The organism is Stenotrophomonas maltophilia group sp. Smal12 (assembly GCF_037079935.1).
Classification (GTDB): domain Bacteria; phylum Pseudomonadota; class Gammaproteobacteria; order Xanthomonadales; family Xanthomonadaceae; genus Stenotrophomonas; species Stenotrophomonas sepilia.
Map to the genome: position 1 here is coordinate 15,278 of NZ_JBAWUK010000001.1, position 13,658 is coordinate 28,935.

Annotated in this window: 14 protein-coding genes, 1 tRNA gene and 1 pseudogene; 13 read left to right on the forward strand and 3 right to left on the reverse strand. The window is 61.1% G+C overall.

Going from position 1 to position 13,658, the window contains the following annotated elements:
* Positions 1 to 118: 118 nt before the first annotated feature.
* The 13 genes and pseudogenes from lptE to WDC87_RS00130 form a co-directional block, all read left to right on the forward strand.
* Positions 119 to 625: pseudogene (lptE, locus tag WDC87_RS00070) on the forward strand (LPS assembly lipoprotein LptE); the annotation flags it as partial.
* A 90-nt stretch (positions 626 to 715) separates the two neighbouring features.
* Positions 716 to 1,753 (forward strand): DNA polymerase III subunit delta, encoded by a 1,038-nt coding sequence (holA, locus tag WDC87_RS00075; RefSeq protein WP_049414424.1) that lies wholly within the window; start codon positions 716 to 718, stop codon positions 1,751 to 1,753.
* Positions 1,754 to 1,756: 3 nt separating this feature from the next.
* Positions 1,757 to 2,422, forward strand: coding sequence for a nicotinate-nucleotide adenylyltransferase (nadD, locus tag WDC87_RS00080; protein ID WP_069139612.1), 666 nt, complete (start codon positions 1,757 to 1,759; stop codon positions 2,420 to 2,422).
* Positions 2,423 to 2,480: 58 nt separating this feature from the next.
* Positions 2,481 to 2,891: a ribosome silencing factor gene (gene rsfS, locus WDC87_RS00085; RefSeq protein WP_005418109.1), complete on the forward strand. Its 411-nt coding sequence runs from the start codon at positions 2,481 to 2,483 to the stop codon at positions 2,889 to 2,891.
* A 64-nt stretch (positions 2,892 to 2,955) separates the two neighbouring features.
* Positions 2,956 to 3,426 carry a 23S rRNA (pseudouridine(1915)-N(3))-methyltransferase RlmH gene (gene rlmH, locus WDC87_RS00090; protein ID WP_005418108.1) on the forward strand — a complete coding sequence of 157 codons (471 nt, stop codon included), beginning with the start codon at positions 2,956 to 2,958 and terminating at the stop codon, positions 3,424 to 3,426.
* 22 nt (positions 3,427 to 3,448) lie between these two features.
* Positions 3,449 to 3,525, forward strand: a tRNA-Asn gene (locus WDC87_RS00095).
* 215 nt (positions 3,526 to 3,740) lie between these two features.
* Complete coding sequence (locus WDC87_RS00100; protein ID WP_252744311.1) at positions 3,741 to 4,940, forward strand: site-specific integrase; 1,200 nt, start codon at positions 3,741 to 3,743, stop codon at positions 4,938 to 4,940.
* 148 nt (positions 4,941 to 5,088) lie between these two features.
* Complete coding sequence (locus WDC87_RS00105; RefSeq protein WP_034010229.1) at positions 5,089 to 5,451, forward strand: type II toxin-antitoxin system RelE/ParE family toxin; 363 nt, start codon at positions 5,089 to 5,091, stop codon at positions 5,449 to 5,451.
* Entirely contained in the window at positions 5,451 to 5,771 is a 321-nt protein-coding gene (locus WDC87_RS00110) for a helix-turn-helix transcriptional regulator (RefSeq protein ID WP_014646104.1), read from the forward strand. The genes WDC87_RS00105 and WDC87_RS00110 overlap by 1 nt, the downstream gene beginning before the upstream one ends.
* A 24-nt stretch (positions 5,772 to 5,795) precedes the next feature.
* Positions 5,796 to 6,776, forward strand: a complete 981-nt coding sequence (locus WDC87_RS00115) for an ABC-three component system protein (RefSeq protein ID WP_014646105.1) — start codon at positions 5,796 to 5,798, stop codon at positions 6,774 to 6,776.
* The gene (locus tag WDC87_RS00120) at positions 6,745 to 6,993 is read left to right on the forward strand and encodes an ABC-three component system middle component 8 (RefSeq protein ID WP_014646106.1); all 249 of its coding nucleotides are present in this window, start codon (positions 6,745 to 6,747) and stop codon (positions 6,991 to 6,993) included. Before WDC87_RS00115 ends, WDC87_RS00120 begins: the two co-directional genes overlap by 32 nt.
* 22 nt (positions 6,994 to 7,015) lie before the next feature.
* Positions 7,016 to 8,776: a DUF2326 domain-containing protein gene (locus WDC87_RS00125; protein WP_230374612.1), complete on the forward strand. Its 1,761-nt coding sequence runs from the start codon at positions 7,016 to 7,018 to the stop codon at positions 8,774 to 8,776.
* A gap of 2 nt (positions 8,777 to 8,778) precedes the next feature.
* On the forward strand, positions 8,779 to 9,288 hold the full coding sequence (locus tag WDC87_RS00130; RefSeq protein WP_051007147.1) for a hypothetical protein: 510 nt from the start codon (positions 8,779 to 8,781) through the stop codon (positions 9,286 to 9,288).
* A gap of 140 nt (positions 9,289 to 9,428) precedes the next feature.
* On the opposite strand, the gene WDC87_RS00135 is transcribed toward WDC87_RS00130, so the two are convergent.
* From WDC87_RS00135 to WDC87_RS00145, 3 genes are all read right to left on the reverse strand, one after another.
* Entirely contained in the window at positions 9,429 to 11,174 is a 1,746-nt protein-coding gene (locus tag WDC87_RS00135; RefSeq protein WP_014646108.1) for an ATP-binding protein, read from the reverse strand.
* On the reverse strand, positions 11,171 to 12,427 hold the full coding sequence (locus tag WDC87_RS00140; RefSeq protein ID WP_128987718.1) for an SIR2 family protein: 1,257 nt from the start codon (positions 12,425 to 12,427) through the stop codon (positions 11,171 to 11,173). Before WDC87_RS00140 ends, WDC87_RS00135 begins: the two co-directional genes overlap by 4 nt.
* A 394-nt stretch (positions 12,428 to 12,821) precedes the next feature.
* Positions 12,822 to 13,631 carry a hypothetical protein gene (locus WDC87_RS00145; RefSeq protein WP_014646110.1) on the reverse strand — a complete coding sequence of 270 codons (810 nt, stop codon included), beginning with the start codon at positions 13,629 to 13,631 and terminating at the stop codon, positions 12,822 to 12,824.
* Between the last annotated feature and the right edge of the window lie 27 nt (positions 13,632 to 13,658).

Here is a 13,658-nt window from a genome sequence, read left to right on the forward strand (position 1 = left end):
CCGCGCGGTGGCCGGTGCCTTTCCAGAAGCAGGGCCGGGTGCTTGATGGCCCTGCATTCACGCGGCTTCGGGCACGCTGTGTGTTGCCGTGATCGCCCGGCTCCGCCAGACTGTCTCCATGACCCGAATCCTGCTTGCCCTCGTTCTTGTCCTCGGCCTTGCCGGCTGCGGCTTCCATCTGCGCAACAAGCTGATGCTGCCGACCGACACCGCCCCGGTGAAGGTGGTCTCCACCGCCCCGTACAGTGAACTGGTCAAGCTGCTCAATCGCAGCCTGCTGGCCTCCGGTGCCAGGCTGGCCGATGAGGACAGCAAGGAACCCAGTACCCAGCTGCAGGTGTTGTCCGAGCGCTGGGGTGACCTCCCGATCGCCATCGACTCGCAAGGTCGTGCGCAGGAGTACAGCCTGCGCTATGCGGTGATCTTCATCTTCCGCCGCGAGGATGGCAGCGAACTGGTGCCGCAGCAGGTGATCGAACTGTCGCGCGACTACGTGTCGCCGCCGACCGACGCCACCGGCACCACCACCGAACGCGAAATCCTGGCCACGGAGCTGCGCCGGGAAATGTCCGCCTCGATCATCCGCCGTATCGACAGCGTGGTCCGCGCCGAGATCGAGAAGGGGGGCAGCCTGTCCGCGCCGAAGGCCAAGCCGATCGAGGGTGCGGTGCCGGCAGAGCCGGCCGCCGCCGTCAAGCACTGAGCGGCAGCGACGATGGAACTGCGTCCGGAGCAGCTGGCCAGCCAGGGCGCTGACACGGCGTTGGCGCCGGTATACCTGATCGCAGGCCCGGAAACACTGCGCGTGCTGGAGGCCGCAGATGCCATCCGCGCGCGTGCGCGCGCCTCGGGCATCGGCGAACGCGAAGTGTTCGACGCCGACGGGCGTGATTTCGACTGGAACCAGCTTGACGCCAGTTTCAATGCGCCCAGCCTGTTCAGCGCCCGCCGCCTGGTCGAGGTGCGCCTGCCCAGCGGCAAGCCGGGCAAGGAGGGCGCCGAGGTGATCAGCCAGTTCTGCGCCAACCCGGCGCCGGACGTGGTGTTGATGATCACCGCCAATGAATGGAGCAAGGCCCACCAGGGCAAGTGGGCCGAGGCGGTCAGCCGCATCGGCGTGCTGTCGGTGGCATGGGCGATCAAGCCGCACGAACTGCCGGACTGGATCGAGCGCCGCCTGCGCGGCAAGGGCCTGCGTGCCGACCCGGCCGCCGTGCAGCGCCTGGCCGAGCGGGTGGAGGGCAACCTGCTGGCCGCCGCCCAGGAAATCGACAAGCTGGCGCTGTTGGCCGACGGCCAGCCGTTGGATGTGGAACGGATGGAGTCGCTGGTGGCTGACGCTGCCCGCTACGACGTGTTCCGCTTGGTGGAGGCGACGTTCTCCGGCCAGCCGCCGGCGGTGCTGCGCATGCTGGCCGGCCTGCGCGGTGAAGGGGAGGCGGTGGCCGCATTGATGCCGATCGTGATCCGCGAGCTGCTGGCGGGCGCAGGCCTGGCCCGCGTGCAGGCGCGTGGTGGCAACCTGGCCGCTGAAATGAAATCGCGCGGCATCTGGGAATCGCGGCAGGCGCCTTACAAGCGCGCGCTGCAGCGGCACCCGGAAGGCAAGCGCTGGGAGCGCTTCGTGGCCGAGGCGGGGCTGGTCGACCGCATTGCCAAGGGGCGCGCTGACGGCGACGCCTGGCTGGCGCTGGAACGCCTGCTGGTGGCCGTGGCCGAGCCGCGTGCCGTGCGCCTGCTGGCGCGGGCCTGAGTGATGAGCCTGCGGATCTACTACGGGGGCACCTTCGATCCGGTGCACCTCGGGCACCTGGCGATCGCGCGTGCGGCCCGTGATGAACTGCAGGTCGCCGTGCGCATGCTGCCGGCCGCCGATCCGCCGCACCGCGCGGTGCCCGGTGCCACCGCTGAGCAGCGCTGCACGATGTTGTCGCTGGCCATCGGCGACGAGCCGGGGCTGCTGCTGGACCGTCGCGAACTGGATCGTGCCACCCGCTGCCCCGGTCGCCCGTCGTACACCGTCGACACCCTGCGCGAGCTGCGTGGCGAGCTGGGCCCGAGCCGGCCGCTGGCCTGGCTGGTGGGCGCCGACAGCCTGCTGGGGCTGTCCGGCTGGCACGAATGGGAGGCCCTGTTCGATCTGGCCCACTTCGTGGTGGCCGAACGGCCGGGCAGTCCGTTGCAGGCGTCGATCGATGGCGAGCTGGGGCGCGCCCTGCAAGGGCGCTGGGCCGACAATGAGCAGGCCCTGTTCGCCAGCCCGGCCGGGCGCATCCTGCGCCTGCACCACCCACTGCGCGAGGAATCGGCCAGCGCCGTGCGCTCGCAGATTGCCGCTGGCGGTCCCTGGCGCGCACTGCTGCCACCGGCCGTGGCCGACTATGTCGCTGCACACGGGCTGTACCGCCCGGCCACGGCGTGAATGGCGCGGCCGCGCCATCCCCGTATAATCGCCCCCACGTTTATCGAGTCGATCCATTTTGAGCAACCAGACCCAGCCCCAGACCATCAAGGTCGATCTGCCCAGCCCGCCGCCGTCCGTGCCGGAACTGCTGGCCAGCGTCCGCCAAGCCACCGAAGACCTGAAGGCCAAGGACCTGGTCGAGATCGACGTGCGCGGCCGGTCCAGCGTTGCCGACTACATGATCGTCGTTTCGGGCACTTCGACCCGCCACGTCAAGTCGATTGCCGATGAAGTCGTGCGCTTCGCCAAGAACATCGACGTGATGCCGCTGGGTGTTGAAGGCGAGCGCGAAGCGGAGTGGGTGCTGGTCGATCTGGGCGACGTGATCGTCCACGTGATGCTGCCGCGCGTGCGTGAGTTCTACGCGCTCGAGCGCCTGTGGACCGTCGGCGACCAGCCGCCGTCCAGCGACGACGAAGTGGCCTGAGCCGCACGTTGACGCATCCCTTCGACGGCGCCGATGGCGCCGTCGACGTTTTGGAGGACCGTTGATGAAAGCCCGCCTGATCGCCACCGGTGAACGCGCGCCCAGCTGGGTCGCGCAGGGGTTCGCCGAATACCAGAAGCGGCTGTCGCATTGGCTGCCGTTCGAGCTGGTGGAAATCGAACCCGGCCTGCGCGGCAAGGGGCGCGATCCGCGCCGTGCCACCGAGGATGAAGGCAAGCGGGTCATCGCCGCGCTGCCGAAGAACGCTTACGTGGTGGCACTGGACGTGCCGGGGCGGCAGTTGAGTTCCGAGCAGCTGGCGCAGCGCCTGGAGCATTGGCGCGGGCAGGGCCGGGACCTGGCGTTCCTGATCGGTGGCCCGGAAGGGCATTCGCCAGAGGTCTCCGCGCTGGCCGACGAAAAGTGGTCGATCGGACCGCTGACGCTGCCGCACATGCTGGTGCGTCTGGTGGTGGCCGAGCAGCTGTATCGGGCTGCCGCAATGATTGCCAATCACCCCTACCATCGCGCGTGAAGAGTGGTTATACTAGCCGTCTGCCCGAATAGCTCAGCCGGTTAGAGCACTTGACTGTTAATCAGGGGGTCGTTGGTTCGAGTCCAACTTCGGGCGCCACCTTGCAAAACCTGCATCGCGAGATGCAGGTTTTTTTTTGTTTGACGATGACTCCAGCCCGGCACTTCGCTGGACTGCGCCCAAACCCGCTACAGCAGGTTTATCAATGACTTAGGCGCGTCCATCATATGCCGGTGCTTTCCGAAATTTGACCCGGCTTCCGGTCGCGTGGCTCCCATGTGGCTCTCGGAATCCGAGGTTTCCGAGGAGTCATCATGGCAAGAATCAAACTCACCAAGTCCGCTGTCGATGCCGCCAAGCCCCAGGCGCAGGCCATCGAACTGCGGGACACCGTGGTGCCCGGCTTCCTGTGCAAGATCACCCCGGCCGGCCGCAAGGTGTTCATGCTCCAGTACCGCACGAACGCCGGCGAGCGCCGCAAGCCCGCCCTGGGCCAGTACGGGGAACTGACCGTCGAGCAGGCCCGTGTCATGGCGCAGGAGTGGCTGGCCGAGGTGCGCCGGGGCGGCGACCCGAGCGCGGCCAAAGCTGCCGCCCGCAAGGCACAGACCATGAAGGAGTATTGCCTCACCTTCATGGAGGACTACTCCAGGCAGCGCAACAAGCCCAGCACTCAGCGGGGCTATCAGGGCGTAATCGACCGCTGCATCATCCCGATCATGGGGCGGATGAAGGTGCAGGACGTGAAGCGCCCGGACGTGGCCGCGCTGATGAAGAAGCTGGCCCACAAGCCGGCCGAGGCCAACCGCACCTTCGGCGTGCTGCGCAAGATGTTCAACCTGGCCGAAGTGTGGGGGCTGCGTCCGGACGGCACCAATCCGTGCCGCCACGTCCCGATGTTCCCGCCCGGCAAGGAAACCCGGCTCATCGTGGACGACGAGCTGGTGAGGATCTTCCGGCATCTGGAACACGTGGAGGCGGAAGGATTGGAGAACTACGTCATCCCGCTGGCGATTCGCCTGCAATTCGAGTTTGCCGCCCGCCGCTCCGAAATCTGTCCGCTGGAGTGGGACTGGATTGATCTGGAGAAGCGCCGCGTGGTCTGGCCCGACAGCAAGACCGGCGGCATTTCCAAGCCCATGAGCGAAGAAGCCTATCGGCTGCTTTCGACGGCGCCGCGCCGGGAGAGCTGCCCCTACGTCCTGCCGTCGCCCAACGACCCGGCCCGGCATCTGACGCATTGCGAACACTATGGCGGCTGGAAGCGCGTACTCAAGGCCGCCGGTGTGCCGCATGTCGGCACGCACGGTATCCGCCACCGGGCTACGACCGACATTGCCAATTCGGGCGTGCCGACCAAGGTCGGCATGAAGCTGACGGGCCACAAGACGGTGGCGATGTTCATGCACTACGTCCACACCGAGGACAAGCCGGTGCGCGATGCGGCCGAACTGGTGGCGAGCCGGCGGCAGGCCATCACGGGTGCGCTGCGCCCTGCGGAGGCGACGGCATGATCCAGTTCGGGCTTCCTGGGCTATCCGCCGTCGCGCTGGAGACGCTGGAGAAGCTGCCGTATCCGAGCGCCCAACCTCATGGCTCGATTGTCGCATCGCAGTTGCGACAATTTCCATACTTGCCTTCTATATCCGAACAGATATAATGATGAGGGAGAAACGCAAGCTCCTGTTCTGGGAAGGCTCCTCGAAGAAGGACTTCAAGGTGTTCCCCGTCCCCGTGCAGAAAGACATGGGCGTGGCACTGTTCGTCGTTCAGTTGGGGGGTACGCCGGACGTGGCCAAGCCTTGGAAGGGGCTCGGCTCCGGGGTGTACGAGCTGGTGGAAGACCATCGGGGCGACACCTTCCGCGCCGTCTACACGGTACGGGTCGGCGATGCGGTGCATGTGCTACATGCGTTTCAGAAGAAGTCCAAGTCCGGCATTGCCACACCGCAGCCGGACGTGGAGTTGATCGAGAAGCGGTTAAAGGCAGTGCTCGCCCGATATGGTGCGAGCGGGAGATCGTGATGACGCGCAAAGACCATCCTCAAGGCACCGACAACGTGCTGGCCGACCTCGGATTCGCCGACGCGGAAGAGCTGTCGGCGAAAGCCGTCTTGGCGGTCAAGCTGAACGAGCTGATCGACAAGCGTAGCCTCAGCCAGACCGAAGCCGCTCACATCACCGGCATGACACAGCCTAAGGTGTCTCAGGTGCGACGCTACAAGCTGCAAAACATCTCACTTGAACGCTTGATGCAGGCGCTTGTCTCGCTGGACCAGCATGTCGAGATCGTCGTTCGGCCGGCGCGGCGCGCGCATGCCGCCGGCATCACGGTCGCAGCTTAACGATTCGAGCGAGCAAGAGCCGCAATGAAATTCGCATACGAAGACCTCAGTGATGGCCAGTTCGAGACACTAGTCGTTCTCCTGTGCCAGCGGTTGCTTGGGGTCTCGGTACAGGGATTTGCGAAAGGGCCTGATGGCGGGCGCGATGCCAAGTTCATAGGAACGGCGGAACTGCACCCGAGCAAGACGGTCCCGTGGGTCGGTACAACCATCGTCCAGGCCAAGCATACCAACGGCTATAACCGTAACTTCTCCGAGTCCGACTTCTTCAGCACGACGGCCGCGAACACTGTGCTGGGCAAAGAAATTCCCCGCGTTAAGAAACTGCGCGAGGCCAGGCAGCTCGATCACTACATGCTGTTCGCCAACCGTCGGCTGGCAGGCAACGCCGAAACCGAGATACGCGACTACATCGCGTCTCAGTGCGGCATTCCCGCCTCGTCGATCTATCTCTGCGGACTGGAGCAACTGGAAATCTGGCTGAAGCGCTTCCCCGAGGTTGCGAGGGAAGCAGACCTTGATCCGGTCGATTCACCGTTGATCGTCAGCCCCGATGATCTGGCCGAAGTAGTGCAGGCATTGGCGCGCCAGAAAGACGGCGTGATCGCACTGCTAGACGATCCACCGACTGCGCGCGTGACGTACGAGCAGAAGAACGCACTCAACAACATGAGTGCCGACTACGCCAAGGCGCAGCGGCGGAAATACCTGAAGGAGACGGCTCAAATTCGGGCTTTCTTGGCAGCACCGGAAAACCTCGACCTGCTGCGCATGTACGAGTCGGTGGTCGATGAGTTCCAACTCAAGATCATCGCGAAGCGCAAGGACTACCAGACCTTCGACGAGGTCATGGAGTATCTAGTGGACCTGTTGTTCAACCGCGATCCTGTCTTGCGGCAGCACGCCCACAAGCGCCTGACTCGCGCCGTGCTGTTCTACATGTACTGGAATTGCGATATCGGGGAGGTGGGCGATGCTGCGGCCGACCAAGCACTCTCATCCTGATCGCACGGTCATCAACGTCTCGTTGCTGCTGCTGGCTCGCCTGAAGGCCCGGCGCGTGGATGAGTACGACGTGCTGCGCACGTTCGCGAAAAAAAGTGTCGTCGGCGGGGACGTGCTGTTCCTGCCGGCACTGAATTTTCTGTATCTCATGGGCCTGATCGAATATCGCCCCAAGACCGACGCCGTGGAATACATGGGGCCAAATGAAGCTGTCTAGACTTTATTCCAGCAAGCCTGACTTGTTCGAGCCTGTGGAGTTCGTCCAGGGCCTGAACGTCGTCATGGCTGAAATTCGCCTGCCGGAGAACCGAAACAAGGACACCCATAACCTCGGCAAGACCACGCTTGGGCGTTTGCTCGACTTTGGCTTCCTTGCCAAGCGCGATCCCAAGTTCTTTCTTTTCAAACACGTCGAATTGTTCAAGGACTTCATCTTCTTCCTGGAGATCGAGCTGGAAGATGCTTCGTTCGTGACGATCCGGCGCGGTGTGGAAGAAGCCACCAAGATCAGCTTCAAGCGCCATGAGGCCGGGCATCAGGACTTGTCGGGGCTACCGCTGGTGGAATGGGATCACCAGGACATGCCCTTCGAGCGGGCGCGTGACCTGTTGGATGGATTGCTTGACTGGCGCGCACTCAAGCCTTGGGCGTTCCGCAAAGGCTTAGGCTACCTGCTGCGCTCCCAGGATGATTTCCGCGATGTGTTTCATCTGCGCAAGTTCGCGGCTGCGCATTCGGATTGGAAGCCTTTCCTGGCTCACGTTCTCGGCTTTGACGCTCAACTCGTGGCGAAGCACTACGAGAAGGAAGAGCAGCTTGCGGAGAAGCAGTCCACCGCGCAGACCATCAAGAACGAGCTGGGCGGGTCCATTGAGGACATCAGCAAGATCGAGGGCATCCTGCTGCTCAAGCAAAAAGAGGCTGAGAAAAAGCAGAAACTGCTTGACGCCTTCGACTTCCGCGCCCAGGACAAGGACAGCACCAAACAGTTGGTTGATGACATCGACGAACGCATCGCGTCGCTCAATGCCGAACGCTACTCGCTCAACCAGAACAAGAAGAAGATCATCACCTCGCTGGAAGAGGATCAGATCCTCTTCAACCCTGACGAAGCGCAGCGCCTGTTCGAGGAAGCCGGCGTTCTGTTCAAGGGGCAGATCAAGAAAGACTTCCAGCAGTTGATTGCCTTCAATCGGGCAATTACCGATGAGCGCCGCGGCTATCTGCAGGAAGAACGCGCAGAGGTCGAAGCTGAGCTTAAGCGCATCAATGCAGAACTGAATACCTTGGGCAAAAAACGATCGGAAATGCTTTCATTTCTGAGTGGAACCGACATCTTTGGCAAGTACAAGCAGGTCTCGGACGAGATGGTGACGCTGCGCGCTGACATCACTTCCCTGGAGCGTCAACGCGGCTTCCTGCATCGTTTGCAGGAGTTGCGAACCGAGATAAGGGCGTTGACCGAAGAGCGTGGGCATCTACAGACACAGATCGAGGCGGATGTCGAGAAGCAGAACTCCGATCAGAACAGTTTGTTCTCGGCAATCCGCGTGTTCTTCAGCGAGATTGTCGAAGAGGTGATCGACCGCAAGGCGCTGCTGAGCGTATCGCCGAACCAAGCGGGGCATCTGGAGTTCAGGGCGGAAATTCTTGACGAATCAGGCAACGCAACCAGCGCCGACCTTGGGCACACGTACAGGAAACTGCTGTGCATCGCCTTTGACTTGGCCATCCTGCGAGCCCACTTGGACGACAAGTTCCCGCGCTTCGTTTACCACGACGGCGTGTTCGAGTCTCTGGATGATCGCAAAAAGGAAAATCTGCTGACGGTCATTCGCCGGTATGCCGACCTGGGGCTCCAACCCATCATCACGCTGATTGATTCTGACCTGCCAACGCGGGCCGAAGACGATGAGCCGGTGTTCTCGGCCGATGAGATCGTGGTCACATTGCACGACGAGGGTGAGCACGGGAGGCTTTTCAGGACGAAGGCTTGGTAGCGATGGAGGCTTTCTCGTTTGAGTCAGTGTTTCGTCCCCTCTTAGCGGAACAAGAAGCCTACCTGCGTCTTTATCCGCCTGGTGAAGCTGTGCTGCTTGCTTTGCGCGATCTGCTGGAAAGAGACAGTCGCCTACTCTACATCGATGCCAACGAGCGCTCCATCACTTTCCGCTTTGCTATGCATTTGCAGTCCCATCTGAGGGAATGGGAGATCGACTGCGAGTTCAACCGAGATGGCGTCGAGCCCAAGCGGCTTGGCCACATGGAGCTATATCCAGACAGCGAGGACGAGGAGGCGAAAACAGTCTTTCCAGATGTAATAGCCCATCGGCGCGGAAAGAAAGAGAACTTTCTCGTTGTCGAGTTCAAGAAGTCAACAAGCCACGTAGACCGAAGTATTGATCGCCGGAAGCTCCTCGGCTACAAACGCCAACTGGGATACGAGCACGCACTCTTTGTCGAGGTTGGATCGGGCGGACAGGCAAGCATTACATCGCTCGAATGGATTTAACGCCAAGGTCTACTTATACAGATCATCAAGAACAAGGCTTTGGGTTCTGAGTCTGATGTATCTGTGCCTACCCCTCTACTTCAAGCTGCTTCGACTGCCGGTAGGCTGACGCAGTCTGGCGGGCGCAGCGCGAATAAGAACTACGCCTTCCAGTGGGTTTGGTAGTTGGGGCCGTCAGAAAGAGGTTTCGCGCTCGGCGGGAAGACTTGAATGGTCAACGGAATAGGAAAATCGGCGCCGATGATCGCAGCCTCGCCGGGCTTCAGGTTGGGCAGGAACGACGAAGCGGACCGATCAATTTCGCCGCAGGCGCGTTCGACAACCTCGCGGTCCCGATCATTCGTGAGCCGATGCACCACGAGTGTTCCCATCTGGCTCAGAACACCTTCCGTTATGTCGCGTGGGCGCTGAGTTGACAGACAGATGTTGAGTCCGTACTTCCGGCCCTCTTTGGCGATCAACTCGAATGCGTCCAGGCGGGCGACCGCGTCATCGCCTCCGATATGCCGCCCGAGAAAGTTATGTGCCTCGTCGACGATGATGACAACAGGGCAACTCTTGAATGCGCCATCGCGTGCCATGTTGAGAAGATGCCGTCCGATCACGTTCGCGATGATCTCGCGCGCCTTGAACTCAAAGGCAACGCCGCTCAGGCATATCCGAAGCAACCGATCTTCGTTGGAGACGAAGGACGAGATGCTTTCCGTCAATGCAGGAGCCTTCGACTTGAAGACACAATCGAAGGAAGATGAACTGAGAATGCCGCTAATGCGCGACATCAAGGACAGGCAGTACGAGACCTCGCCTGAGTCGCCACCCCATTTGGTGGTGTCCTTCGACCCCCGGGCCACACCGAATCCGTCCGGGTAGACACACTCCTGCTCGATCTGTGAAACGAGCTTCCACACGTCGAACGCTTGCTGTGGATCGTCGAGCTTCTCCGCAATGCCAGCTTTGGCCTCTTCTGCCAAGATCGGGACTTTGGACTGATCGATCTTTTTGATGATCCCACCAGTCGAAATATGGGGAGCGAGGGTGGCAAGTCGAAGACTGCGGATCGCCGCGCGCAGCTTCGGTCCCTGAACCTTGCCGGCAGGCTCAAACAGCGCGATGAAGTCCGATTCAATAAAAGACGTTTGCGGCAAGGCGCAAGGAGAGGACGACTTCGCAGTGTTGACCGGCGCGCCCAAGTGAAAGTTGGAGACGTGCTTTCCGTCAAACCCGCGATACTCCCCCGTCGCGTCCAAGAGGATAATTTTGGTCTTGTAGCGCAGGCATTCTTCGATGATCCGAGCGGTCGTCCAACTCTTGCCGCCGCCAGTGGCGCCCAGAATCGCGCAGTGTCGGCCGAACAGTTTCTCCGGCTTGACCGACACGTAGCTTTCAGGCGCGACATCGATCGAGCCCAGCTTGAGAAGGACGTGGCTGGCTTCGGCCTCCGCCGCCTCCATGAACTTCGGTAAGTTGGCGATGAAGCTGTGCGGCGCAGCGTAGACGCGGTCGCCCAGGCGAGGATAGGAGTCAACGCCCGCCGAGATTCGAAGTGAGTCCATTGCGATGGAGCCCAGCAGTTGGATCGTCCCGATGCCGTCCAAATCTGGCACCCTGCCATGCGAGGTGTCGATCAGGCGCCTGTCGGCATCTGGCAAATGGATCTCGACCACCCGTCCAAGCAGGAGGTTGATCTGTCCCTCGATCAGGACGAACTCTCCAACTTCACCCTTTCCGTATCGGCCACCCAGAAAGTGGGAACCGCTGGGCGAGCCCGCCTCGTTGAGATTGAACTTCACCACCTGGGCGGAAACGGAGCACAACTGGCCAACATACAACTCCGGTCGGAGCAATCCGCGCGGAAAAGCGTCGGTGACGTCAAGCGCGGTACTCATGTCGGTTTGACCAGCGACTTGATGTCGCGCGTGAGCCGCTGCGCGGGCGTCAGCGATTTGAGGTCCGGAATCATCTCGGCGAACTCGCTGAACGTGGCATTGATCAGCCACACGTCCTCGCCCTGTTTGGCGAGGTTGTAGAGCGCATCCCAGTATCGGTTGTTCTCCTTGCTCCGAGAGGTCAGATCATCCGCCGAGGGATTGACGATGATCAACCGCAAATGCGGATTGGTGCGAACCGCCGCGACAATGGGTTCCGACAAGTGATCATCATTGAAACCGAAGCCCGATACGATGAGGCAAGTATTTGGTTCTCGCAGCGCCGCCAGGTACTGCGAGATCAGTTCCAAGTGCGGTTGGACGTAGGACTGTTGGTATTTACCTTTGGCGGGATAGATCAGACAGGCCGTCTCCGGAGTCGGGTCAGTCTTGATCTCGATATCGCCCGAACTGGATTGATCCCAGTTAACCGAACCATGCAGCTTGTACAGGTGAAACACGCCTTCCAACGGGTTGCCAACCTCATCGCCTGTCGAAGGCCGACGGACGATGTCGTACAGGAAGAACCGCGGATCAAACTGCCGGGGCTGTGTAAATGAGAAGCCGTCGAGCAAAACCAGCCCCTGCTTGCCCGCAGCGCGCTCAAAGCAAAGATCGTAGTTCGTCGTGAACAATTTCATCCGCGAGTCGCGAACGCGGCGTCGAGACAGTCGATGCAGGAAAGTGCGATGGCTCGCCAACTTGGAATCGTCGGCGCCATCGAGAAAGGCGGAACATTCTTTTAAGATCACACCCTTTGAGACGGAGACAAATTTCTCGACCTGCTCGCTTTTTTTGATCTGAAGATATGCATCGCAACGCGAAAGCAAAGCCTCGATGTTCTCCTGTTCAACGGCAGTCTCATAGCCGATCTCAGCAATTACGGCATTAGCCTGTTCGGTCGGCTTCCGCTCATCCTTTCCAGTGTCAGGATTCGAGTTCACGCAGTGATCCCACAACGTCCACATCGAAGGACCGTTGATCTCTCCGAGAGACGTCCCACTTCCTGCAAGGGCGACCACATGCTGCATCTGAAGCGAGGAAAGCAATACCGCTTTCAGTTCTTCGCGTGCAGCAGCGGCTTCAGACAAAATCTGCTGCCTCTTTGCGTCGTCAGCCTCGCCAGTTACATCCGGCCTGAGGGACTTCCAAGCGCCGGATTCCGGACTGAAGAAAAGTTGTTGACCGAAGGTGGTCGGCTGTGACGTCGTCATGTCGTCCCTACAGATGTGTTTGGATTCTTCCGGATGCCCGATCGCCCGGGACCAGCCTTTGGAATAGTAACAAAGCGCTTCGCACATTCTGGCCGACCCGCGGCCCAACATCCACGAAAGCCAAGGCTGTGCGTCCCGGCGCGTTCCGCCGTCGGGTTCGCGGGCCGCGCCACGTGCAGAGTCGCGGCCATCCTGCTTTGATCCTTGGCGCCTCCGGCCCACTCGGGCCTGCGCGTTCCGCTTACCCCCAAAGGCGACTGTGTGAGTATTTCTCCAGCAGACCATGAGATGGGTGTTAATTCCTCACTCGCCAACTTCGTGGCCTACATCGAATGAAGTTGTCGTGTACGTTTCGCCTGTCCTAGCGTTGAGCCCTTAAGGCTGAATCGAGCCGCTACTCGGTTCCGTTGCGCTCACGCTGACGCAGGCGCTTCACGTAGGCCTCGTCCAGCAGCTCGTGCGGGCTCAGATCCAACGCACAGTTCGCCAATGAGGCCAATGTCCGGTCTGTGAGCTTGAACCCCCTCGGCAGTTGGCCGTGGTTCTCCGCGCTGTTTTCCTCGATCGAGGCGAACAGTGCCTTGAAGAAGTCGGCATTGGAGGGACGTGTCGCCGCAGTGGCGGCGGCCGTCAGCGGGTCTGTGGCCGCCATCTCCGCCTTCTCCGCATCCGATGCCAGTTCGCGCATGAAGTCACTCAGCGAGGGCCAATACTTCAAATCAAACTGGCCACGAAGTGCATCCAGCTTCTCTTGGACGTAAGACTGAAACAGGTAGTTGTCCCGGGATGCCGCTTCGATCACTTCGCCAACGTGATAGTGGGTTTCGCTGCTGAAGCCCGAGGTGTCGTGCAGGTCTGAGCGCTGTTCCAGCAGCGCCGCCAACTCGTCTGCCTTCCTCGCGATTTGCCGATTGACGTTGGATAGATCGCTGCGTGCAGCGCGAGCCTCCTGCATCTTCTGTGGATTCCAGAAAGCGGCGGTGCTCAACACGAGGCCAAGAAAGACCTGGAGCGCCGGCGGGTGGGAATGGAGCTTTTCGTGCAATTCATCATAGGCGTCCTTCAACTCGACGCCACGCGCCAGCAGTCGATCCGCGACAGCGTTCTCGCTGGGCAGGATGTGGTGTTCGATGTTGTACTGCCTCCCCTCCAAGAGGAGTTTTTCGCAGGCTTGCTGCGGAATCATGGTTTGAGACGAACTCACGGTCTTGTCCTTGATGTTTTAGACCCT

Excerpts from the sequence above, each read along its gene's own strand:
- WDC87_RS00100 (WP_252744311.1), top strand. The coding sequence starts at position 3,741 with ATGGCAAGAATCAAACTCACCAAGTCCGCTGTCGATGCCGCCAAGCCC.
- holA (WP_049414424.1), top strand. The coding sequence starts at position 716 with ATGGAACTGCGTCCGGAGCAGCTGGCCAGCCAGGGCGCTGACACGGCG.
- WDC87_RS00105 (WP_034010229.1), top strand. The coding sequence starts at position 5,089 with ATGAGGGAGAAACGCAAGCTCCTGTTCTGGGAAGGCTCCTCGAAGAAG.
- WDC87_RS00140 (WP_128987718.1), bottom strand. The coding sequence starts at position 12,427 with ATGACGACGTCACAGCCGACCACCTTCGGTCAACAACTTTTCTTCAGT.
- nadD (WP_069139612.1), top strand. The coding sequence starts at position 1,757 with ATGAGCCTGCGGATCTACTACGGGGGCACCTTCGATCCGGTGCACCTC.
- WDC87_RS00115 (WP_014646105.1), top strand. The coding sequence starts at position 5,796 with ATGAAATTCGCATACGAAGACCTCAGTGATGGCCAGTTCGAGACACTA.
- WDC87_RS00110 (WP_014646104.1), top strand. The coding sequence starts at position 5,451 with ATGACGCGCAAAGACCATCCTCAAGGCACCGACAACGTGCTGGCCGAC.
- WDC87_RS00120 (WP_014646106.1), top strand. The coding sequence starts at position 6,745 with ATGCTGCGGCCGACCAAGCACTCTCATCCTGATCGCACGGTCATCAAC.
- WDC87_RS00135 (WP_014646108.1), bottom strand. The coding sequence starts at position 11,174 with ATGAGTACCGCGCTTGACGTCACCGACGCTTTTCCGCGCGGATTGCTC.
- WDC87_RS00130 (WP_051007147.1), top strand. The coding sequence starts at position 8,779 with ATGGAGGCTTTCTCGTTTGAGTCAGTGTTTCGTCCCCTCTTAGCGGAA.
- rlmH (WP_005418108.1), top strand. The coding sequence starts at position 2,956 with ATGAAAGCCCGCCTGATCGCCACCGGTGAACGCGCGCCCAGCTGGGTC.